This is a genomic window from Comamonas testosteroni TK102 (assembly GCF_000739375.1).
GTDB classification, from domain to species: domain Bacteria; phylum Pseudomonadota; class Gammaproteobacteria; order Burkholderiales; family Burkholderiaceae_C; genus Comamonas; species Comamonas brasiliensis.
In genome coordinates, this window is the sequence record NZ_CP006704.1 from 3,813,363 (window position 1) to 3,835,354 (window position 21,992).

Below are 21,992 nucleotides of genomic sequence, written 5' to 3' on the forward strand. Positions count from 1 at the left end.
CTTGGGTCGGAAGTTTTGACACGGTGGCCAGGATTCTATATAGTACCAAACCGCTCGGTACGCATCAACCTAACCATTCGTCTCACAGGCATCTGCACCTAAGCAGGTTTCTTGTGAGCCGTCGGCTTAACTTTTATCGTAAATCACACCGAGCGGTTCGGTACTATTCGCGCATTGGATAAACCTTCATGACGTCACAACCGCTGCTCTCACAACTGCTGCGACAAGCAGGCACGGCGCTCTGCACGATCTCACTGGTCGGCTGTGCGGTGGGTCCTGACTTCGTGAAACCCGACGACAGGCTTGCAGCCGTTCAACTGTCGCCCAGGGCGGATTACGCGCAGGCTCAGGAAACATCCGCTGCGAACTTCCCATCGTCATGGTGGACGCTGTTCAACGATGACGTGTTAGCGGATCTGCAAGCCCGTGCGCAGGCGGGCAACCTGAACCTGCAGATCGCTTCCGAGCGCATTGAGCAAAGCCGGGCGCAGTTGGGGATTGCTTCCTCGCTGCTGCTGCCCAGCGTGGGCGCATCGGCAGGCTATTCCCGCGAGGCCCTCAGCGAGCACGGCAAGTTTGCCGCGTTGGGTGCACCGACGAGCGCGAGCGATTTCTGGCAGTTGGGATTCGACGCCAGTTGGGAACTCGATCTGTGGGGCCGCGCGCGGCGATCGCGCGAAGGCGCCGCAGCCGCCTTCGAGGCCACTGTGTATGAGCGCGAGGCGGCACGGGTGGCCTTGTCCGCCGAAGTGGCCCGCACCTACCTCCAATTGCGAGGAACGCAGGCGCAACTGGACATCACCCGGCAGAACCTGGAGGTCGCCGATCGCACCCTGCGCCTTGCCGAAAGCCGTGAGCGCAACGGTGTCGCCACGCGCTTTGAAACCGCTTCGGCGCGCGCGCAACTGGCAACGGTGGAGGCGCTGGTGCCAGAACTGGTCCAGCGCCGCAACACGCTGATGAACGCCTTGGCACTGCTGCAGGGGGAGGAGCCGCGCGCCCTCGATGCGCAGTTGCTTGAGGCGATGCCCTTGCCTTCGCTTCCTTCCAATGTGCCGGTGGGCCTGCCCTCCGAATTGGCGCACAGGCGGCCGGACATACAGCGCGCCGAAGCCCAGCTCCATGCCGCGACGGCGGCCATCGGCGTCGCCAAGGCCGATTTCTACCCGCGGATCGGCTTGCGGGGAAGAGTCGGCGTCGAGGCCTTCGAGTTCAACGACCTCGACAGTTGGGATTCCCGGTTCTTCTCCGTTGGCCCGACAGTCTATCTCCCGATCTTTCAGGGCGGTCGTTTGAAGCAGCGCCTGGCGCTGAACGAGGCACGGCAAAGAACAGCCGCCATTGCCTATCGGCAGACGGTGCTGCAAGCCTGGCATGAAGTGGACAACGCCCTGGACGCCTGGGCAGCCCAGCAGCACCGACATGCCGAATTGCTGGTTTCGTATGAACAGAACAAGCAGGCGCTGCATGCTGCCGAGCGCGGCTATCAGGAAGGCGCTGCCGACTACCTGAATGTCCTGGCCGCGCAGCGTGGCGTCCTTGCCAGCCAGACCAGCCTCAATGCCAGCGCCACCAACGCCGCGCTCACCCTGGTCAATCTCTACAAGTCGCTGGGCGGTGGCTGGGACCCTGACGCACTCACATCCGACCGGCAGGCCGGCGGCGATGCGCCCCTGACGACCACTGCGTCGTCTGCCACCTCGCCATCAAAGGCCGGCCAATGAGTGCCGCAGCATTGCAGCCGACAGCGGCGCCACCCGCACCCGCTGCTGCGGTAGCCCCTCCGAAGCGGGCGATCGCCGGGCTGGTCGGCATCCTCATCGCGGCCATGATGGCCGGACTGAACAACCGCGTGGGCGCGTTGGCGCTGGCGGACGTGCGTGGCGCGCTGGGCTTCGGCCTGGACGACGCCTCCTGGCTCACGACCGTCTATAGCGCCGGCGAAGTGATCGCCATGCCGTTTGCGGCATGGTTCGCCATCACGCTCTCAGTGCGCCGCTTCGAGCTGTGGATGATCGGCGCATGCACCTTGCTGGCGGTGTGCATTCCCTTCATCCATGACCTCGATCTGCTGCTGGCCATGCGCTTCCTGCAAGGCATCGCCAGCGGCACGATGATTCCCGTGCTGATGATGGCGGCGTTGAAGTTCCTGCCACCCCACATACGGCTGCACGGACTGGCGCTGTATGCACTGACGGCCACCTTCGCCCCCAACCTCTCGATCTGGCTGGCGGGGCAATGGACGGATGGCCTGTTCGATTGGCGCTGGGTGTACTGGCAAATCCTTCCGCTCGCGGCCATTGCCGCCTTGTTGATCGGATGGGGCCTGCCGAAAGACCCGATCCAGACAGACCGCTTCCCGCAGGCCAACTGGCCGGGCATGGCTTTCGGCATGCCGGCATTTGCCCTGATTACCGTCGCCCTGGATCAGGGCGTGCGGCTGGACTGGTTCAACTCCCCCCTCATCGTCGTCTCATTGGTGGCCGGGCTGACGCTGCTGGCGGCCTATCTGCTGACGGAGTGGTATCACCCGGCGCCGTTCATCAAATTGCAGATGCTCAGCCGCCGCAACCTGGCGTTGGGCTTCACCTTGTTCATCTGCCTTCTGGTCGTGCTGACCTCTGGCGTGATGTTGCCGATGACCTATCTCGGGCCGCTCCAAAGCTACCGACCGCTTCAGATGGCACCAATCGGGCTCATCGTCGCGCTGCCTCAACTGGTCCTGGGTTCCGTGGTGGCGCTGTTCCTGTACCGGAAATGGGTCGATGCCCGATTCGTGTTCGCGGGCGGCCTGCTGCTGATCGCCCTGGCGTGCTTCTTTGGTGCGCAATTGACTTCCGATTGGAACCGCGACCAGTTCGTTATGACGCAGACGCTGCAAGCCTTTGGCCAGCCCATGGCTGTCGTCTCGATGCTGTTCCTGTGTACCAGCGTCGTACATCCCAGCGAAGGCCCGTATGTGTCGGGGAACATCAACACGCTGCGCGCCCTGGGGTCGGTACTCGGGGGCGCGGTGGTTGGGCAACTCGTGACCGTGAGACAGCGGTTCCACGCGGAAATGCTGCTGGACCACGCTGCGTTGGTAGGCAACTCCGTCCCGCTTGCTCCGGAGCCCGCTCAACTGATGGGAATCATCGGCCAGCAGGCGCTGGTGCTGTCAGTCGCGGATGCCTATCGCGTACTCGGCGTTCTGGCGCTGGTGATGGTCCCCTTCGTATTGCGGCTGACCTGCATTCCCGCCCCCGACTTGCAGGCCGCTGCTCCTCAATCCAAACCTTTGCCCCAAGGATAGTTTCACCATGGCCATGCCGAAGAAAGCCAAGATTACCAGTGCCGTGCTGCTGCTCGCAGTCGCAGTGGGCTGTGTCATTTATCTGAATCGTCCCGAGTCCAGCGCATCGACCCAATCTACGGACGATGCCTACGTCCAAGCCGATTTCACCCTCGTCGCGCCGCAGGTGTCCGGCGTGATCGGAAAGGTACTGGTCGAAGAAAACCAGCCAGTGAAGGCTGGGGATTTGCTCGTCGCCATCGACGACCGGGATTTCATCGTTGCGGTGAACACGGCAAAGGCACAGGTCGCCGCTGCCGAGGCCAGTGTCGAGGGGCTTGCCGCGCGTGTGGTGCAGCAGGAAACCGCGATACGTCAGGCGCAGGCGGCCGTTGCGGTGGACGATGCAGAACTCAAATTGGCAGAGGCCAACCAGAAACGCTACCGGAACCTGGCCTCCGATGGATCAGGTTCGATCCAGGCACAGCAACAGGCCGAGGCGCAGTTGGCCATTCGGCTGGCCAGCCGGGACAAGAATCGCGCGGGCCTGCAAGCGGCGCGGCAGCAGACGGACATCCTGAAAGCCGATCTTGAAAAGGCCAAGGCTGCGCTTTCTCAAGCGCAAGCCGCACAGGCCGCAGCGGAGTTGAAGCTCTCCTATACCCAAATCACGGCGCCCATCAGTGGCGTGATCGGCCAGAAGTCAGTGCGCGTCGGATCGTTCGTGAATGCCGGCAAACCATTGGCGGCCGTCGTTCCGCTGGATGCGGTCTACATCACGGCCAACTTCCGCGAAACGCAGTTGGCGCGCGTGCGGCCTGGGCAGCCGGTGGACATCAAGGTGGATGCCTTGCCGGGTACCGAGTTGAAGGGAACCGTGGAGAGCCTGGGGCCGGCCAGTGGCGTCAGCTATTCGGCCGTCGCGCCACACAACGCCACGGGCAACTTCACCAAGATCGTCCAGCGCCTGCCTGTGCGTATTCGCATCGACTCCGACCAGCCTGATGCGGCGAATCTGCGCGTCGGTATGTCCGTAACGCCGAAGATCCGCATCGGCGACTAGGTCATCACTCCAACATGAGGAGCCACACAAATGAGGCAATACCTTTATCGCGTAACTCTGGAGCAATTGACGGATTCACATGGCGTCCCCAGTGAACGCAAGCCTCTGCAGTTTAAGGTTGGGAATCATGACGACATCATCTCTGTCGTGACGTGGATTCGCAGCAGAGGTGATTTCAGCAGCCAGGCAGATGCGGCGGCATTTGCGGTTGGCCTGAAGCTGTTTGGCGGAGCCATCCTGGCGAACAAAGACAACCCGCTTCTATTTTCATTCCTGCCGCAGCTATATCAGTTTGTCAAGGATTTGAAAGCAGGATCAACCGACAGCCAAAGAAAAGACTGATTGTTCTCTTTGCGAAATGGGATGTGAATCGCCATGGAGCTTCGTCACCTTCGATACTTCCTGGCCGTGGCCGAAGAACTCCGTTTCGCTCGTGCGGCGGAGAAGCTGCATATTGAACAATCGCCGCTGTCGCGGGCCATCAAGGAACTGGAGGAAGAACTCGGTGTGGCGCTGTTTGCCCGTACCACGCGCAGTACGCGGCTAACCCATGCCGGAACATTGTTCTTGGAGCATGTGCGTCGCGTGTTTGCCGCCTTGGAACAAGCGCGTGATAGCGTGAAAGCGGCAGCTAATGGCTTTCATGGACAATTGCGAGTGGCCTTGTCGGATGGCATTACACCGTCGCGCTTGCCGACCTTGTTGGCGTTATGTCGTCAGGAAGAACCCGAGGTCGAAATCCGCTTCTTCGAGGTGCCGCTGTCGCAGCAGATTAAAGGGTTGCACGATGATCTATACGACGTGGGGTTTGCTCAGTCCGACGAGGTGGGCGATGGCATCGTCGCGTTGCCAGCTTGGAGTGATGCGCTAATGGTGGCGGTCCCCGCTCGCCATCCTCTACTGGCCCACAAGCGTATCCCCTTGGACGAACTGCTGCGCTATCCGCTGGTTTTGTGCGATCCGCAAGTGTGTGAAGGCCATGCCAAACACGTGGAACGAGTGCTGCGTCGTGCTGACATGGAACCGTTGATCGCAGAGCGAGTTGCCACATGCGATCTGATGATGGCGCTGGTATCAGCCGGCTTCGCGCTCGGGCTGGCGGGCGCTGCGCATATTTCCGCCAGCCGTGAACCGGGAGTGGTAGCGCGGCCACTTGCGTCGCGTGTACCTCCGCTGACGACTTACTTGCTTCGTCTTGACGGTGATCCGTCCGACGAACTTGCACGGTTCATCGAACGGGTACAGACAATTGAAACGCCGGAGACTCCCAGGCCCATCCGAGGCCGCAGTTCTGATCCACCGGAGGAATTGATGCCATGAAGAAAATCATTCCGTTCTTGCTCGTGACCGCCTTGTCTGCTTGCGGCCAATCCGAGGCACCTCAGAAGGCCGCCGATTCGGAGACGAATATTCCGACGGTGGAAGAGCTGGCGGCCAACCCTGACCAGCTTAAAGGACTGCGCCAACAGTGCAAGACCGATCGCCCCAAGCTGGGCGACATGCTGTGCAACCGGGTGGCCGAAGCCACGCGCAAGCGATTCTATGGCGACGGCGAAACGCCCTATACACCGCCGAAAGAGTCGCCAAAGTTCTGATTGTTGGCCGCTCGCCGATTCGCCTTCACTTTTTTTTCGACACGCCGCAATGCGCTCGCGCTTGCGGCGTTTTTCTTTGGTTCGCCGTCGCACTCATTCTGTCTTTTTGCTCGACCTTTCTTCTGAAAACGGTCTTTGACCGGCACTGACCCGGCACCGATCCTGACGCCTGCGGCACGCCTTTGTGCCGCTCTTTCCATGAGGAATCAGCTCAGGAGAAATCGGAGGCCAGGTCATGCAAGGGACGAACGTGCTGTTCGGTCAGATCGCCGTGGTATTCGGCATCGTGATCGCCGGCGTGTGGGGCGCCACACAATGGACAGCAGCGGCCCTTGGCTACCAACTACGCCTTGGCTCGCCCTGGTTTGATTTCTTCGGCACGCCGGTCTATCACCCGTGGCGGCTGTTCGAGTGGTGGTTCTTCTTCGACGCCTACGCGCCGCGCGTGTTCGACACCGGCGGCGCCATCGCGGGCGGCAGCGGTCTTGTTGCCGTGCTGGTGGCGATTGGCATGTCGATCTGGCGCTCGCGGCAATCGCGCCTGGTCACGACCTACGGCTCGGCCCGCTGGGCGAACGCGGATGACATTCGCAAGGCCGGCCTCACACAGCCGGCCGGCGTGTTCCTCGGCCAGCACGATCGCCAGTACCTGCGTCACGAAGGCCCGGAACACGTCCTGACCTTCGCGCCCACGCGCTCGGGCAAAGGTGTCGGCCTGGTGGTGCCGACGCTGCTGTCCTGGCCGGCCTCGGCCGTCATCCATGACATCAAGGGCGAGAACTGGCAGATCACCGCCGGCTGGCGCAGCCGATTCAGCCATTGCCTTCTGTTCAACCCGACCGATGCGAAGTCGGCGGCATACAACCCGCTGCTGGAGGTGCGGCGTGGCGCGCATGAAGTGCGCGACGTGCAGAACATCGCGGACATTCTGGTCGATCCCGAAGGCGCGTTGGAGAAGCGAAACCATTGGGAAAAGACCTCGCACGCGCTGCTGGTCGGGGCCATCCTGCATGTGCTCTACGCCGGCGAGGACAAGACGCTGCGCGGCGTCGCCAACTTTCTCTCCGATCCGGCCAGCCCGTTCGAGCTGACCTTGCACCGGATGATGACCACGCCGCACCTCGGCGACGGGCCGCATCCGGTCGTCGCATCGGCGGCGCGTGAAGTCCTCAACAAGAGCGACAACGAACGCTCGGGCGTGCTGTCCACGGCCATGTCGTTCCTCGGCCTTTACCGCGATCCCACGGTGGCCGAAGTCACCTCGCGCTGCGACTGGCGCATCGCCGACCTGATCGCTGCGGAACATCCGGTGTCGCTGTATCTGGTGGTGCCGCCTTCGGACATTTCGCGGACGAAGCCCCTCATTCGCCTGATCCTCAACCAGATCGGGCGGCGGCTCACCGAATCGCTCGACGGTTCCGATGGCATCGCGCGCCGCCACAAGCTGCTGTTGATGCTCGACGAGTTCCCGGCGCTGGGGCGCCTGGACTTCTTCGAGACGGCGCTGGCCTTCATGGCGGGCTACGGCATCCGCAGCTTCCTCATCGCGCAGTCGCTCAACCAGATCGACAAGGCGTATGGGCAAAACCACTCCATCCTCGACAACTGCCATGTGCGCGTGACGTTCGCCACGAACGACGAGCGCACCGCCAAGCGGATTTCCGAGACGCTGGGCACGGCCACCGAGCTGCGCGCGCAGCGCAACTATGCCGGCCACCGGCTCGCGCCGTGGCTAGACCACCTGATGGTGTCGCGCCAGGAAACCGCGCGCCCGCTGCTGACGCCGGGCGAAGTCATGCAGCTTCCACCTGACGAGGCCGTGGTGATGGTGTCCAGCGTGGCACCGATCAAGGCCAAGAAGCTGCGCTACTACGCGGACGCCAATTTCAAGCGTCGCGTGCTGCCACCGCCCGCGCTGGCGGATGGGCAGTACGCCGACGCGCCGCCATTGCGGCCCGACGACTGGAGCGGGTTGGCGATTCCCGCCGTGCCCACCGCACCCGCCGCGGCATCCGCTGATGGCCTGGGTTCCGCCGATGACGGTGGCCCACGCCGTCAGCCCGAACTCTCCGAAACCGTCGCCTACGACCCCGAGCTTGCCGCGCCTGCGGCCGACCTTGGGCTGCTCGATGACGACGACGACCTGCCGCTTCCCCTTCCTCGCCAGTTCGATCCAGCCATGCAGCGCACGGCCCGGCTGGCTTCCCTCGACCCCAACGACGGAATCGAGCTATGAGCCAATATCGCCTGAATCTCTTTATCCAGCCGGAGCACGCCAAGCGCCTGGACGAGCTGGCCGCCAAGAAAGGCGTGTCCAAGTCGTCCATCGTCGCGGCGGCGCTCGCATCGTGGCTGTCGCCCGATGCCGCCGACCAGCGCGAAGCGGCTATCGCCAAGCGGCTGGATCGCCTGTCGCGCCAAACCGAACGCCTGGAGCGCGACCAGAACATCCAGATCGAGACGCTGGCGCTGTTCATTCGCTACTACCTCACGGTCAGCACGCCAGTCCCCGAGGCACACCAAGAGGCCGCCCGCGCCCAAGGCAAAGCGCGCTTCGAGCAGTTCGTTGAACAGTTGGGCCGGCACCTGCTGCGCGGGCGCAGCCTGGTGCGCGACGTGGTGGAAGAACTGCATCCCGACCCGATGCGGATGGAAGACGCGGCGGCAGCCGCGCAAGCGCAGGAGCGTGCGTCATGAGCGCCGTTCCGCAGTCCATGAGCGCCACGTCGCTCGACCGCCGCTTCCAGATGCTGCGCACGGCGATGGGGCCGCTGATCGCCGCGGCACTCGAAGACCCGGACGTGGTGGAGGTGATGCTGAATCCCGATCGCACCCTCTGGGTGGATCGGCTTTCCAGTGGTCGGGCGCCGATGGGCGTGGAACTGTCCGAAGCGGACGGTGAGCGAATCATCCGCCTCGTGGCAGCCCATGTCGGAGCGGAGGTGCATCGCGGCCAACCGCTGCTGTCGGCCGAGTTGCCGGAAACGGGAGAACGCTTCGAGGGCATCTTGCCGCCTGCCGCGCCGGGGCCAGCCTTCGCGCTGCGCAAGCGCGCCATCGGCGTCATTCCGCTGGAGCGGTACGTCATCGACGGGATGATGACCAGCGCGCAAGCGGGCTTTCTCGTTCGCGCCGTGCGCGAGCGGCAGAACGTCTTGATCGCCGGCGCTACCAGCAGCGGCAAGACGACCCTGGCCAATGCGCTGCTGGCCGAGATTGCCGCCACGGGCGACCGCGTGCTGGTGCTCGAAGACACGGTGGAGCTGCAATGCGCGGCCCGTGACCACGTTCCCCTGCGCACGCGCGCAGGCGTGGTGTCGATGACCGAGCTGGTTCGCTCGTCCATGCGCCTGCGGCCTGATCGCGTCGTCGTTGGCGAAGTGCGCGGCGCCGAGGCGCTGGATCTCATCAAGGTATGGGGCACGGGCCACCCCGGCGGCATCGCCACGATCCATGCCGGCTCCGCGCTCGGCGCGCTGCTGCGCCTGGAGCAACTGATTCTCGAAGTGGCGGTGAATCCGCCCCGTGCGCTGATCGCCGAGGCGGTCAACGTGGTGATCCACATCGCCGGACGCGGGCGCAAGCGCCGCATCGAGAGCATCGCCCGTGTCGTCGGCTTCGACGCAGTGGGCTACCAACTGGCGGACGCGCTGGAAACGCCGTTTCCCGAGCTTCAGCCACTTCCCGATGCCGCACCCGCTGCGGCGACTTCCCCACCCCCTGACTCACTTGGAGAACTGCCATGACGCAGATGACCATTCCTGCTTTCCGTTTTTCTGCAAATCCGGCTTTGCGTCTTGCGCGGCTGCGCTGCCTGGCCCGTCCTGCGGGACAAGGGCTGCTGCTGGCCGCGCTGCTGTTGTTCCTGGCCGGAACCGCGCAGGCCGCCGGTTCCTCGATGCCGTGGGAAGGCCCGCTGCAATCCATCCTCGAATCCATCCAGGGGCCGGTGGCGCGCATCGTGGCCGTCATCATCATCATCGCCACGGGCCTCGCGCTCGCCTTCGGCGATACGTCGGGCGGATTCCGCAAGCTGATCCAGATCGTCTTCGGCCTGTCCATCGCGTTCGCCGCTTCGAGCTTCTTCCTGTCGTTCTTCAGCTTCTCCGGCGGGGCCGTCGTATGAGTGCCCCGGACACCTTCGCCGCCGGCTTCGAGGTGCCGCTGCATCGCTCGCTGACCGAGCCGATTCTGCTGGGCGGTGCGCCGCGCACCGTGGCGATCGCCAACGGCACGCTGGCCGCCGCTGTCGGGCTGGGCCTGCAATTGTGGATACCGGGCGTGGTGCTCTGGATCGTCGGCCATTCGCTGGCGGTCTGGGGCGCGCGCCTTGATCCGCAGTTCATGGCCGTGTTCGCCCGCCACATCAAACACAAGCCGCTGCTGGATGTTTGAGGGGAGGACGCCGCGATGCTGAATCTCGCCGAATACCGCCAGCGCCCGGCCTTGCTGGCCGACTGGCTGCCCTGGGCCGGACTGGTCGCGCCGGGCGTCGTCTTGAACAAGGACGGCAGTTTCCAGCGCACGGCCCGGTTTCGCGGGCCTGACCTCGACAGCGCGACGCAAGGCGAACTGATCGCCACGTCGGCGCGACTGAACAACGCGCTGCGCCGCATGGGATCGGGCTGGGCGCTATTCATCGAAGCCGAGCGCCATGCGGCCGCCGACTATCCGCGCTCGGAGTTTCCCGAGCCGCTTTCGTGGCTGGTGGAGGAAGAACGCCGGGCCGCGTTTGAGGAATCCGGCCATCACTTCGAGAGCGGCTATCACCTGACGCTGGTGTACCTGCCGCCGGAGGAATCCCGTGCTCGTGCAGCCAAGATGCTCTACGAGAACACGCCGACAAATGGCGTGGACTGGCGCGAGCGGCTGCAAGCCTTCGTCGCGGAAACGGATCGCGTCTTTGACCTGCTCGACGGCGTGATGCCGGAAATTGACTGGCTCGATGACGCGCAGACGCTGACCTACCTGCACGCGACCATCTCGACGCGGCGCTACCGCGTCGGCGTGCCCGAAGTGCCGTTCCACATCGACGCGCTGCTCACCGATTCCGCACTGATCGGCGGCCTGGCGCCCATGCTAGGCGATCAGCACCTGCGGCTGGTGTCGGTGCGGGGCTTCCCGACCTCGACCTGGCCGGGGATTCTGGACGACCTCAACCGCCTCGGTTTTGCGTACCGCTGGAGCACGCGCTTTCTCTGCCTCGACAAAGCCGAGGCGGAAAAAGAACTTTCCCGCCTGCGCCGCCAGTGGTTCGCCAAGCGCAAGAACGTCATCGCGCTGCTGCGCGAAACGATCTTCCAGCAGGAAAGCCCGCTGGTCGATACCGACGCCAACAACAAGGCCGCCGATGCCGACGCCGCCTTGCAGGAGTTGGGCAGCGATCAAGTCGCCTTCGGCTATCTGACGGCGACCGTCACCGTCATGGACGAGGACGCCGCCGTCGCAGACGAGAAGCTGCGCATGGTGGAGCGCGTCATCCAGGGTCGGGGCTTCGTCACCATCCCTGAAACGCTCAATGCCGTGGATGCCTGGCTGTCCTCGCTCCCCGGCAATGCTTACGCCAACGTGCGCCAGCCCATCGTCTCGACGCTGAATCTGGCGCACATGATGCCGGTGTCGGCGGTATGGGCCGGGCCGGAGAAGAACGAACACCTCGACGGCCCCCCGCTGATCGTGACACGCACCGACGGCGCCACGCCGTTCCGGCTGGTGACGCACATCGGCGACGTGGGTCATACGCTGGTCGCGGGGCCGACCGGCATGGGCAAGTCGGTCTTGCTCGCCACGCTGGCGATGCAATTTCGCCGCTATCGCGGCTCGCGCATCTTCGCCTTCGACATGGGCCGCTCCATGCGGGCCGCCATCCTCGGCCTGGGCGGCGAACACTACGACCTGGGCACGGATGGCGAAATCGCCTTCCAGCCACTCGCGCGCATCGACCGTGAGGGCTACCGCACCTGGGCCGCCGAATGGATCGAAGGCCGCTTGCTGCACGAAGGCGTGGCGATCGGCCCCGACGAGAAGGCGGCTATCTGGTCGGCGCTGGGAAGTCTCGCCGGTGCGCCGGTGGAGCAGCGCACGATGACGGGACTTTCCGTGCTGCTGCAATCGAACACGCTGCGACAAGCGCTGTCGCCCTATGTGCTGGGTGGCGCCCACGGCAAGCTGCTGGACGCCGACCACGACCGGCTGGGCATGGCCGACGTGCAGTGCTTCGAGATGGAGGAGCTGATGCACAGCAAGGCCGCCGTCATGGCCGTGCTGCATTACCTCTTTGCGCGTTTCGATGAACGCTTCGACGGGGCGCCCACGCTGCTGATCCTTGATGAAGCGTGGCTGTTCCTCGATGACCCGGTGTTTGCCGCGCGTATCCGCCAGTGGCTCAAGACACTGCGCAAGAAGAACGTCAGCGTCATCTTCGCCACGCAGAGCCTCGCCGACATCAAGGATTCGAGCATCGCGCCCGCGATCATCGAGAGCTGCGCGAGTCGGATTTTCTTGCCCAACCCGCAGGCCACCGAGCCGCAGATTCGCACGATCTACGAGGGCTTCGGCCTCAACAGGCGGCAGATCGAGATCGTCGCCACCGCGCAGCCCAAGCGCGACTACTACTACCAATCCCGCCTCGGCAACCGCCTGTTCGAACTCGACCTGGGGCCGGCGGCTCTGGCGTTTGCGGGCGCTTCCACGCCGCAAGACCAGCGCGACATAGACCGCGTGCTGCTGGACGCCGGCGTGCCCGGCTTCGCGGGCGCCTGGCTGCGCCATCGCGGCCTCGATTGGGCGGCCGACCTGCTGCCCTCGTTCCCCGGCCTCGCGCCGGGTTCCCTCGCTGACCAACCTCTGGAGAACCTGCCATGAATAAGCGCCTTATCGCCGCCGCCATCGCGGCCATGCTTTGCACCGCCACCGCCCATGCGCAATGGGTCGTGGTCGATCCCACGAACCTCGTGCAGAACACGCTGACCGCGATCCGCACGTTGCAACAGATCAACAACCAGATCCAGCAGCTTCAGAACGAAGCGCAGATGTTGATGAACCAGGCGCGCAACCTCGCCAGCCTGCCGTCCAGCGTGGTGAACCAGTTGCGCGCCAATTTGGCGACGACCGAGCGGCTAATCGCCCAGGCGCGCGGCCTGGCCTACGACGTGACGAATCTGGATCGGGAGTTCGCGCGCCTGTATCCCGAGCAGTACGCCGCCACCGTCAGCGGCGACCAGATGTACCGCGACGCGCAGGAGCGTTGGAGGAACACGCTCCACGGCTTGCAGACCACCATGCAGATGCAAGCGCAGGTATCGCAGAACCTGGGCGAAGACGAAAGCGTGCTGGCCGACCTCGTGGGCAAGAGCCAGTCGGCCGAAGGCGCGTTGCAGGCGATGCAGGCCATGAACCAGTTGCTGGCTTTGCAGGCCAAGCAGTCGATCCAGTCGCAGCGGCTCCAGATCACGCAAGACCGGGCCGCCTCGCTGGAGCTGGCGCGGCAGGCGGCGGCCACCGAACGCGCCCGCGAGGTGCGGCGGCGCTTCCTGGGTGAAGGCACGCCGTACACGCCGCAGCGCGTGGACTTCTACGGCAACTGACGGAGGCCGCCATGCGATGCGTCCTCGCCCTGTCGGTTTCGCTGCTTGTGGCGCTGCTGGCCGCTTGCAGCGAGCAGCCGACCGACAACCTTGCCGATGCCCTGACCGCCGATCCCGTGCGGCTCAAGGCATTGCGCGCGCAATGCGCGGCCGACCGGCAGGCCACGGGCGAGGACGCTTGCCGCGCCGCCGCCGAAGCCTTCCGGCGGCGCTTCTTCTCCGGCCAGGCCGGGCCGGATGAGTACCAGACGCTGGCCGACCTGCCGCCGATCCCGCCAAGTTTCGATGCACCGGCCGAATCGGACGACGGCAGCGAATCGCCGGCCGCATCCGATCAAGAGGACGCGCCATGAATGACGTGACCATCATCGACCGCTTCCTCAGTATCTTCGCCGCCTACATCGACTCGGGTTTCGGGCTGTTGCAGGGCGAAGTGGCCTTCCTCACCGCAACGCTGATCGTCATCGACATGACGATCGCCGGACTGTATTGGGCGATGAGCCACGCCACCGGCCAGGGCGAGGACGTCATCGCCAAGCTGCTGCGCAAGGTGCTCTACGTCGGTGCCTTCGCCTACATCATCGGCAACTTCAACTGGCTGGCCGGCATCGTGTTCCGCTCCTTCGCCGGGCTGGGCATCACCGCCACCGGCTCGGCCATCACGATGGAGAACTTCTTGCAGCCGGGCCGGCTGGCGAAAACCGGCATCGACGCAGGAGCGCCGATTCTGGAGCAAGTCGGCGAGATGGCCGGCTTCCCCGAGGTGTTCGTCAATCTTGACGCCATCACGGTGATGTTCCTCGCCTGGCTGATTGTGGTCTTGAGCTTCTTCGTGCTGGCGATCCAGCTATTCATCACGTTGATCGAGTTCAAGCTGACCACGCTCGCAGGCTTCGTGCTGGTGCCTTTCGCGCTCTGGAATAAGACGAGCTTCTTGGCGGAAAAGGTGCTTGGCAACGTGGTGTCGTCTGGCGTCAAGGTCTTGGTGCTGGCTGTCATCGTCGGCATCGGTTCGGGCGTGTTCGCGGAGTTCCAAGTCCATCCCGCCGAGCCTTCCATCGACCATGCGCTGGTCATCATGCTGGCCTCGCTCACCTTGCTGGCGCTCGGGATCTTCGGCCCCGGTATCGCCACGGGCCTGGTGTCCGGTGCGCCGCAACTCGGCGCGGGCGCGATGGCCGGGGCCGCTGTCGGCGCCGCCGGCACGGCCGTTGCCGTCGGCGCTGCCGCGACGGGCGTAGGCGGCGCCGTCATGGCCGGGGCGCGCATGGCGCCTGCCGCCGCCAAGCTCGCTGGCAGCGGCGCGCGTGCTGCCGCCTCGACGGCCAGCAGCGCACGCTCGGCGTTTCAGGCCGGTTCCGCCGCCGCAGGCGGTGGCGCGAAGGGCGCGATGGCCGGCTTGGGCAACGTCGCCAAGACCGGCGCGCAGTCCGCCGGGCGCGGCATCGCATCCCGTGCTTCCGCTGCTGGGCAACGCATGGCAGCTCCCTTCCGCTCTGGTTGGAACGGCCAGGCGGCTGACGGCGACTCGGCAGCCGGAGCATCCGGCCAGGCCGCCGCAGGCGAGGCCACGTCCGGCGCAGCCAATACACAGCCCGCTTGGGCCAAGCGGCTGCATCGCCGCCAGCAACTCACCCATGCCGCGACCACCACCGCCCATGCGCTGCGCGGCGGCGACGGCGGCGGCTCCGGCCAGGGGCCGAGCCTGCGCGATTCCGATTCATAAGGAGAACTGACAATGCGATTCAAGAAACCGCAGGTGCGCTATGCCGACACGCCGCAGCCTGCCACGCCGTACCAAGCTGCCGGCCAGGTATGGGACGAGCGTATCGGCTCGCCGCGCGTGCAGGCGAAGAACTGGCGGCTGATGGCCTTCGGTTGCCTGACACTCGCGCTGCTGATGGCTGGCGGCCTGGTGTGGCGCTCGGCGCAGTCCATCGTGACGCCCTACGTGGTGGAGGTGGACAGCGCGGGCCAGGTGCGCGCCGTCGGCGAAGCCGCCACGCCTTACCGGCCCAACGATGCGCAGACCGCGCACCACATTGCGCGCTTCGTGACGCTGGTGCGCTCGCTGTCCATCGACCCCATCGTCGTCCGCCAAAACTGGCTGGACGCCTACGACTATACGACCGACAAGGGCGCAGCCGTGCTCAACGACTACGCGCGGGTCAACGACCCATTCGCACGCATCGGCAGGGAGTCGGTGACAGTGCAGATCGCCAGCGTCGTGCGCGCCAGCGACACGTCTTTCAACGTGCGCTGGACGGAACGCCGCTACGTCAACGGCGCCGCGGCTGGCCTAGAGCGGTGGACGGCCGTGGTGTCCATCGTGCTCCAGCCGCCGCGCACCGAAGAACGCCTGCGCAAGAACCCCCTGGGCATCTACGTCAACGGCTTGTCGTGGAGCCGAGAACTGGATTCTTCCGAAGGAGCCAAGCCATGAACCTGTCTTTCCGTATTTACGTTTCCGTGCTGATGCTTGCGGCCCTGGCGGGCTGCGCCACGCAGGGCAAACCGCCGCCGGTGATTTCGCTCGATGAGCCGGTGCAGGCTCAGCCGCTGCCCGAGCCGCCCGCGCCGGTGGAGGTGGTGGCCGTACCCGAGGTGTTGCCGATGCCGGCGCAGTTGAAGCCAGCGCCCGAAGCAGAAGACGCCAAACCCACGCCGGAACCGGCCGACGAGAAGGTGCGCGTCTCGCGCGCCAATGCCGAGGCCCGCGTCGCACCCACGCGCGAGGGCTACGTCAACGCGATTCAAGTCTGGCCCTTCACCGATGGCGCGCTGTATCAGGTCTATGCCGCCGTGGGTCGCGTGACCGTGATTTCGCTCCAGCCGGGCGAAGAACTGGTGACGGTAGCCGCCGGCGATACCGTGCGCTGGATCGTGGGTGACACGTCCAGCGGCAGCGGCGCCGAGTTGCGCGTGAACGTGCTGGTCAAGCCGATTCGCTCGAGCCTCAAGACCAACCTCGTCATCACTACCAGCCGCCGCACCTATTTGCTTGAGCTGACCTCGACGGAAAAGACGTGGATGGCGTCGGCGTCATGGGAGTACCCGCGCGACCGGATGCTGGCATTGCAGCGCCAGGCGCAGGCGGCCAGTGCCGCCGCCCCGGTCGATACCGGACTGTCGCTGGAGAAGCTGCGGTTCCGCTACGCGATCAGCGGCAGCAATCCGCCGTGGAAGCCGCTGCGCGCCTTCGATGACGGCGAGAAGGTCTATATCCAGTTTCCGCCGGGCATCGCGCAAGGCGAGCTGCCACCGCTGTTCGTCATCGGCGCGCAGGGCGATGGACAACTGGTGAACTACCGCTTCCGCTCGCCGTACTACATCGTGGATCGGCTGTTCGGCGCGGCCGAACTGCGCCTGGGCAGTGACAAGGGCGACGTGGTGCGAATCGAGCGCACGGACGGCGTTGCGCGGAGGAACTGACCATGAGCCAAGACGACGCCCCTGACCTTGCCACGCCGCAGGCGGGCAAGGTAGCGCCCGAGGCGGTGGCGCTGCGCGCCCAGCCGCGCCCGGTCACGCGCCTGAATCGGCGCACGCTGGCCATCCTTGCCGGCGGCCTGTCGGTCGCCGTGTTCGGGGCCACGATCTGGTCATTGCAGCCGCAGCGGCGCGGAGCCAGCGAGCAGGCCGAGCTTTACAACGTCGATCGCGTGTCGAAGTCCGAAGGGCTGGACGCGCTGCCAACCGATTACTCGAAGCTGCCGGCCTTGCCGCCCGCCGCACCCGAACTGGGGCCGCCACTACCGGGCGATCTTGGCCCGGCCATCGTGAACTCGCAGCAGCCGGTGACACCGGCCTATACGCCTCCGGGTCACGATCCCGAGGATGCCTTGCGCAAGGAAGCTGATGCGGCGGCGGCTTCGTCGGTGTTCTTCCGCTCGGGCGGCCAAGGCCAGGCCGCCGCCACGGTGGCGCAGGCGGCGCCGGGGGTGCCTGGCGCTGCCAGCGCGCTCGCGGCCTTCGACCCACTCGCTGCCGGGCCGGCCTCTGTGGCTGCACAGCCAGCCGATCCGACCGCCGTGCAGAACCGGCAAGACCAGAAAGAGGCATTCCTGAAAGGCGGCTCTACGGAAACCCGCAATTCCGGCAACCTGGCGCTGCCGGCATCGCCTTATCAGGTGATGGCGAGCACGGTGATCGCCGGCGCGCTGGTGACAGGTATCAAGTCGGACTTGCCGGGCGACGTGATCGCCACGGTGACAGAGCCGGTCTATGACACGGCCACGGGCAAGTTCCTGCTGATCCCGCAGGGATCGCGCATCCTCGGGCGCTACAACAGCCAGGTCAGCTACGGGCAGAGCCGCGTGCAGGTGGTGTGGAACCGGATCATCCTGCCCGATACGTCCTCGCTGACGCTCGACAACCTCGTGGGCACCGACCCGGCCGGCTACGCCGGCCTGGAAGACGACGTGGACTGGCATTGGGATCGCATCGTCGCCGGTGCTGTGCTGACGACGCTGCTGGGCGTTGGCGCCGAGCTGGCCGCGCCGGAGAACCGCCAGGACGGCAACCGCATCGTCATCGCCGGACGCGACAGCGCACAGGACAGCATCAATCAGGTCGGCCAGGAGATGACCCGGCGCAACATGAACATCCAACCCACGCTGACCAGCCGGCCCGGCCTGCCGGTGCGGATCATCGTCAACCGGGATCTTGTGCTGCGGCCGTACCAGCCGCTGTTCTTCAACCGGGGGGCTTCGCAATGAGCACGACCAAGAAGCTGCGGCTCGGGCCGCTGCCCAAGACCGAAAGCGTCAAGCTGACCTTCGCCTGTCCGGCCAGCCTGAAAGCCGACCTCGATCGCTACGCCGCGCTGCACGCGCAGGCGTATGGCGAGGCGGTAGATGCCATGACGCTGATCCCGCACATGCTGGAAGCCTTCATGGCGGGAGACAGGGGATTCAGGAAGGGCACGGCCACGCGGAGCGCGCCATCGAAGCCGGCATGATGGTGTCGTACATCGCCCGCCGCATCCATCGAACGCGCAGCCCCAAGGCTGCGCGTTCTTCGTTCTGGATGCCGCCAAGCCTCTTGGGCTATGATGATGCGGCAGGCCCGCCGTTCCTCGGCAATCAAGCACGACACAGTGCGATGCGGCTTCCCCTCCCGACGCTCTTATGTGGCTCCTAGCCCACGAAGCCGCAGTGCTGCAAAGCGGCCCCGAAAAGAGCTAACCTACTGCCCCACATACGGTTTCAAGCCCTTCGTGATTTACACGAAAGACTTGACACCGGCACTTTTTTGTTGCGCTGCGCGGATTAGAACGCCTCTTCCTCCATACCTGCACAGGTCATGTCGCGCGCCTTGACCACCTGGAGCCAGGCACCGATGCGCGGCAGCTCGTAGTGGAAGAAATAGCGCTGCGCCGCCAGGCTGCCGCGATGGGCAGCAATCGCCAGATCCCTGTCCATGGCCAGCACGGCCAGCGCCACATCCAGCCAGATCCAGGCCAGCACCATATGGCCGAAGGCCTGCATATAGGGCACGGCATTGGCCAGGGCCTCCTGGGGATTGCCGCTCGCCCAGGCCGCCTTGGTGGCGGCGCCTACATCGGCCAGCGCGCGCGCCAGCTGGTTGGCATGGCTCGCCAGCTTTTCATGCTGCATGGCACGCTGGATGGTGGCGTTGATGCGGGCCGCCAGCAGCTGCAGCCCCTTGCCACCGTCCATGACGACCTTGCGGCCCAGCAGATCCAACGCCTGGATGCCATGCGTTCCCTCGTGAATCATGTTCAGACGGTTGTCGCGCCAGTACTGCTCGACCGCGAAGTCCCGCGTATAGCCATAGCCGCCATGGATCTGGATGGCCAGCGAATTGGCTTCCAGGCAGAACTCGCTGGGCCAGCTCTTGGCAACCGGCGTCAACACCTCCAGCAGCAGCCTGGCTTCTGCCGCCTCCTGACTCTGGCCGGTGTACTGCTCGTCCACCAGCCTCGCGCACAGCAGGTTCAGGGCCAGCGCGCCTTCGCAATAGGCCTTCTGCGCCAGCAGCATGCGCTTGACGTCGGCATGCTCGATGATGCGCGACTGTGGCCGGCTCGCATCCTTGCCGCCCTCGCCTATGGGCCGGCCCTGAGGGCGGCTTTGCGCATATTCGAGACTGGCGTGGTAGCCCGCCATGCCCAGCATGGAAGCCGCCATGCCGATGGAGATACGCGCCTCGTTCATCATGTGGAACATGCATTTGAGGCCCTCGCCGGGCTGGCCGACCAGGTAGCCGATCGCACCCGCGCCGCGGCCATCCAGGCCCCCGCCATGCTGGCCGCGCACCGGGTATCTGCCTTCGCCGAAATTGAGCAAGGTATTGGTCGTGCCGCGCCAACCCAGCTTGTGGTTGAGGCCCGCCAGGGCCACGTCGTTGCGCTCGCCAGTCAGCCGCCCCTCAGCATCGACCAGCTTCTTGGGCACGATGAACAGCGAAATGCCCTTCACGCCGGCAATGGTCTTGCCATCGGCCCCGGGAATCTTGGCCAGCACCAGGTGCACGATGTTCTCGGTCATCTCGTGGTCGCCCGAGCTGATCCACATCTTGTTGCCCTTGAGCCGATAACGCGGCCCCAGCGCATCGCTCTCGTACTCGACGCCATCGGGCTCGGCGCGCGTGGCGATGTCCGACAGCGAGGAGCCCGCCTGCGGCTCGGACAAGGCCATGGTGCCGGCCCAGCGGCCGTTGAACTCATTGGCGGCAAAGACTTTTTTCTGCCGCTCGGTGCCATGGGCCATGATGGCGTTGGCATTGCCCGAGGTCAGCATGTTCGAACCAATGCTGATCGAGGCCGCTGCGAAAAAGCAGTTGGCCGCTGCCTCCACGGTATAGGGCAGCTGCATGCCGCCCATCTCGTAGTCCTGGGCCGCGCTGAGCATGCCCGATTCGGCATAGGCCTCGCGGGCTTCATAGGTGCATTGAGGCAGGATGACTTTTTCGCCATCGAACTGCGGCTCATGCAGATCCACCGTGCGGTTGAAGGGCGCGTATTTCTCGCGCGCGATGCGCTCGCAGGTATCCATCACCGCATCAAAGGTATCACGCGAATGATCGGCAAAGCGTGAGCGACTGGTCAGGCCTTCGGCCTGCAGCCAGTCGTAGAGCAGAAAGTCAATGGTGGAACGCAGGCGCATAGATTACCTATCAGAACAGGCTTCACCGCTTATGAATAAAGCGATCAAAGCTATCAATTTCATAAATCCAGAGGAGAAAAAAGCCGCCTCCAGCCCCCCATCCCAAGGTGGCCAGAAGACGGCTTGACCCAAGCCCTGCTTACAGGACTTCAAACACGCCTGCCGCGCCCATGCCGCCGCCAATGCACATGGTCACGCAGACACGCTTGGCGCCGCGGCGCTTGCCCTCGATCAATGCATGGCCCGTCAGGCGCTGGCCCGAAACGCCATAGGGGTGGCCCACGGCAATCGCGCCACCGTTGACATTGAGCCTGTCGGCCGGAATGCCCAGCTTGTCACGGCAGTAGATGACCTGCACGGCAAAGGCTTCGTTGAGCTCCCACAGGTCAATGTCCTGCACCGACAGACCCAGCTTCTTGAGCACCTTGGGAATGGCGTAGATGGGGCCGATGCCCATTTCGTCGGGCTCGCAGCCGGCCACGGCAAAGCCCAGGAAGCGGCCCAGGGGCTTGAGGCCCTTGCGCGAGGCGTATTCCTCGCTGACCACGGCGCAGGCGCCGGCCCCGTCGGAGAACTGGCTCGCATTGCCGGCGGTAATCACCCCGCCGGGCAGCGCGCTGCGCAGACCGCTGATGCCTTCCTTGGTCGTGCCCTCGCGAATGCCCTCATCCTTGCTGACGGTCACCTCCTTGGTGATCAGGCCGCGCACCTTGTCGGCCACGCCCATGACGGTCTTCATGGGAGCAATTTCCGCTTCGAACAGGCCAGCCGCCTGTGCCGCAGCCGCTTTTTGCTGGCTGGAGGCGCCGTACTCGTCCTGGGCATCGCGGCTGATGTTGTAGCGCTTGGCCACCTGCTCGGCAGTCTGCAGCATGCTCCAGTAGATCTCGGGCTTCATGGCTGTCAGCTCGGGATCGAAAGCCATGTGCGGGTTCAGATGGGGTTGCACGCAGGAGATGCTCTCCAGACCGCCGGCCACCAGCACATCGTTCTCGCCCGCGATGATGCGCTGGGCAGCCAGCGCAATCGCCTGCAGGCCCGAGGAGCAGAAGCGGTTGATGGTCAGGCCCGAGGTCGTGACAGGTAGACCTGCACGCATGGCGATCAGACGGGCGACATTGCCGCCTGTCGTGCCTTCGGGCAGGGACATGCCCATGATCACGTCCTCGACCTCGGCGCCCTCAATGCCTGCGCGCTCCACAGCCGCCTTGACGGCGTGGGCACCCAGGGTGGGGCCATAAGTCATGTTGAAAGCGCCCTTCCAGCTCTTGGCCAGCGGGGTGCGCGCGGTAGAAACAATCACTGCGGATGTCATGTTCTGTCCTTTGATTCTGGGTATTTCGTGGC

General features: G+C 65.0%; 21 protein-coding genes. 19 read left to right on the plus strand and 2 right to left on the minus strand.

The genetic code is table 11. The features are described from left to right. The first annotated feature begins 188 nt into the window (after positions 1 to 188). The 19 genes from O987_RS17295 to O987_RS17385 all read left to right on the plus strand — a co-directional run bounded on the left by O987_RS17295 (position 189) and on the right by O987_RS17385 (position 18,475). Positions 189 to 1,724, plus strand: a complete 1,536-nt coding sequence (locus O987_RS17295; protein WP_005304555.1) for an efflux transporter outer membrane subunit — start codon at positions 189 to 191, stop codon at positions 1,722 to 1,724. Continuing rightward, on the plus strand, positions 1,721 to 3,292 hold the full coding sequence (locus O987_RS17300; RefSeq protein ID WP_005304552.1) for an MFS transporter: 1,572 nt from the start codon (positions 1,721 to 1,723) through the stop codon (positions 3,290 to 3,292). The genes O987_RS17295 and O987_RS17300 overlap by 4 nt, the downstream gene beginning before the upstream one ends. Before the next feature lie 7 nt (positions 3,293 to 3,299). Beyond that, positions 3,300 to 4,334, plus strand: coding sequence for an HlyD family secretion protein (locus tag O987_RS17305; protein ID WP_005304549.1), 1,035 nt, complete (start codon positions 3,300 to 3,302; stop codon positions 4,332 to 4,334). A 30-nt stretch (positions 4,335 to 4,364) separates the two neighbouring features. Beyond that, positions 4,365 to 4,676: a DUF3861 domain-containing protein gene (locus O987_RS17310; RefSeq protein WP_005304546.1), complete on the plus strand. Its 312-nt coding sequence runs from the start codon at positions 4,365 to 4,367 to the stop codon at positions 4,674 to 4,676. A gap of 33 nt (positions 4,677 to 4,709) precedes the next feature. Beyond that, on the plus strand, positions 4,710 to 5,654 hold the full coding sequence (locus tag O987_RS17315) for a LysR family transcriptional regulator (RefSeq protein ID WP_005304543.1): 945 nt from the start codon (positions 4,710 to 4,712) through the stop codon (positions 5,652 to 5,654). Next, positions 5,651 to 5,929, plus strand: coding sequence for an EexN family lipoprotein (locus O987_RS17320; RefSeq protein ID WP_005304541.1), 279 nt, complete (start codon positions 5,651 to 5,653; stop codon positions 5,927 to 5,929). Before O987_RS17315 ends, O987_RS17320 begins: the two co-directional genes overlap by 4 nt. A gap of 235 nt (positions 5,930 to 6,164) precedes the next feature. Next, the gene (locus O987_RS17325; RefSeq protein WP_043373736.1) at positions 6,165 to 8,165 is read left to right on the plus strand and encodes a conjugal transfer protein TraG; all 2,001 of its coding nucleotides are present in this window, start codon (positions 6,165 to 6,167) and stop codon (positions 8,163 to 8,165) included. Then, positions 8,162 to 8,626, plus strand: a complete 465-nt coding sequence (locus tag O987_RS17330) for a ribbon-helix-helix protein, CopG family (protein ID WP_043373739.1) — start codon at positions 8,162 to 8,164, stop codon at positions 8,624 to 8,626. The genes O987_RS17325 and O987_RS17330 overlap by 4 nt, the downstream gene beginning before the upstream one ends. Next, entirely contained in the window at positions 8,623 to 9,675 is a 1,053-nt protein-coding gene (gene trbB / locus O987_RS17335; protein ID WP_028240150.1) for a P-type conjugative transfer ATPase TrbB, read from the plus strand. The genes O987_RS17330 and trbB overlap by 4 nt, the downstream gene beginning before the upstream one ends. Next, positions 9,672 to 10,055 (plus strand): TrbC/VirB2 family protein, encoded by a 384-nt coding sequence (locus O987_RS17340; RefSeq protein ID WP_003103996.1) that lies wholly within the window; start codon positions 9,672 to 9,674, stop codon positions 10,053 to 10,055. Before trbB ends, O987_RS17340 begins: the two co-directional genes overlap by 4 nt. Continuing rightward, positions 10,052 to 10,324, plus strand: a complete 273-nt coding sequence (locus O987_RS17345) for a VirB3 family type IV secretion system protein (RefSeq protein ID WP_023083647.1) — start codon at positions 10,052 to 10,054, stop codon at positions 10,322 to 10,324. The genes O987_RS17340 and O987_RS17345 overlap by 4 nt, the downstream gene beginning before the upstream one ends. A 15-nt stretch (positions 10,325 to 10,339) precedes the next feature. Then, positions 10,340 to 12,793, plus strand: coding sequence for a conjugal transfer protein TrbE (trbE, locus tag O987_RS17350; protein WP_028240149.1), 2,454 nt, complete (start codon positions 10,340 to 10,342; stop codon positions 12,791 to 12,793). After that, the gene (gene trbJ, locus O987_RS17355) at positions 12,790 to 13,515 is read left to right on the plus strand and encodes a P-type conjugative transfer protein TrbJ (protein WP_028240148.1); all 726 of its coding nucleotides are present in this window, start codon (positions 12,790 to 12,792) and stop codon (positions 13,513 to 13,515) included. The genes trbE and trbJ overlap by 4 nt, the downstream gene beginning before the upstream one ends. 11 nt (positions 13,516 to 13,526) lie before the next feature. After that, the gene (locus tag O987_RS17360; protein WP_028240147.1) at positions 13,527 to 13,868 is read left to right on the plus strand and encodes a hypothetical protein; all 342 of its coding nucleotides are present in this window, start codon (positions 13,527 to 13,529) and stop codon (positions 13,866 to 13,868) included. Further along, positions 13,865 to 15,241 (plus strand): P-type conjugative transfer protein TrbL, encoded by a 1,377-nt coding sequence (gene trbL, locus O987_RS17365; protein WP_028240146.1) that lies wholly within the window; start codon positions 13,865 to 13,867, stop codon positions 15,239 to 15,241. Before O987_RS17360 ends, trbL begins: the two co-directional genes overlap by 4 nt. A gap of 12 nt (positions 15,242 to 15,253) precedes the next feature. Further along, positions 15,254 to 15,958 carry a conjugal transfer protein TrbF gene (gene trbF / locus O987_RS17370; protein ID WP_028240145.1) on the plus strand — a complete coding sequence of 235 codons (705 nt, stop codon included), beginning with the start codon at positions 15,254 to 15,256 and terminating at the stop codon, positions 15,956 to 15,958. Further along, positions 15,955 to 16,947: a P-type conjugative transfer protein TrbG gene (gene trbG, locus O987_RS17375; RefSeq protein WP_028240144.1), complete on the plus strand. Its 993-nt coding sequence runs from the start codon at positions 15,955 to 15,957 to the stop codon at positions 16,945 to 16,947. Before trbF ends, trbG begins: the two co-directional genes overlap by 4 nt. A gap of 2 nt (positions 16,948 to 16,949) precedes the next feature. Beyond that, positions 16,950 to 18,233 carry a TrbI/VirB10 family protein gene (locus O987_RS17380; protein ID WP_028240143.1) on the plus strand — a complete coding sequence of 428 codons (1,284 nt, stop codon included), beginning with the start codon at positions 16,950 to 16,952 and terminating at the stop codon, positions 18,231 to 18,233. Beyond that, positions 18,230 to 18,475 carry a DUF2274 domain-containing protein gene (locus tag O987_RS17385; RefSeq protein ID WP_028240142.1) on the plus strand — a complete coding sequence of 82 codons (246 nt, stop codon included), beginning with the start codon at positions 18,230 to 18,232 and terminating at the stop codon, positions 18,473 to 18,475. The genes O987_RS17380 and O987_RS17385 overlap by 4 nt, the downstream gene beginning before the upstream one ends. Before the next feature lie 310 nt (positions 18,476 to 18,785). Here O987_RS17385 and O987_RS17390 read toward each other — a convergent pair whose 3' ends face one another. Both O987_RS17390 and O987_RS17395 read right to left on the minus strand, forming a co-directional pair. Beyond that, positions 18,786 to 20,645, minus strand: a complete 1,860-nt coding sequence (locus O987_RS17390) for an acyl-CoA dehydrogenase (RefSeq protein ID WP_043373747.1) — start codon at positions 20,643 to 20,645, stop codon at positions 18,786 to 18,788. 139 nt (positions 20,646 to 20,784) lie between these two features. Further along, positions 20,785 to 21,960: an acetyl-CoA C-acyltransferase gene (locus tag O987_RS17395; RefSeq protein ID WP_043373749.1), complete on the minus strand. Its 1,176-nt coding sequence runs from the start codon at positions 21,958 to 21,960 to the stop codon at positions 20,785 to 20,787. Between the last annotated feature and the right edge of the window lie 32 nt (positions 21,961 to 21,992).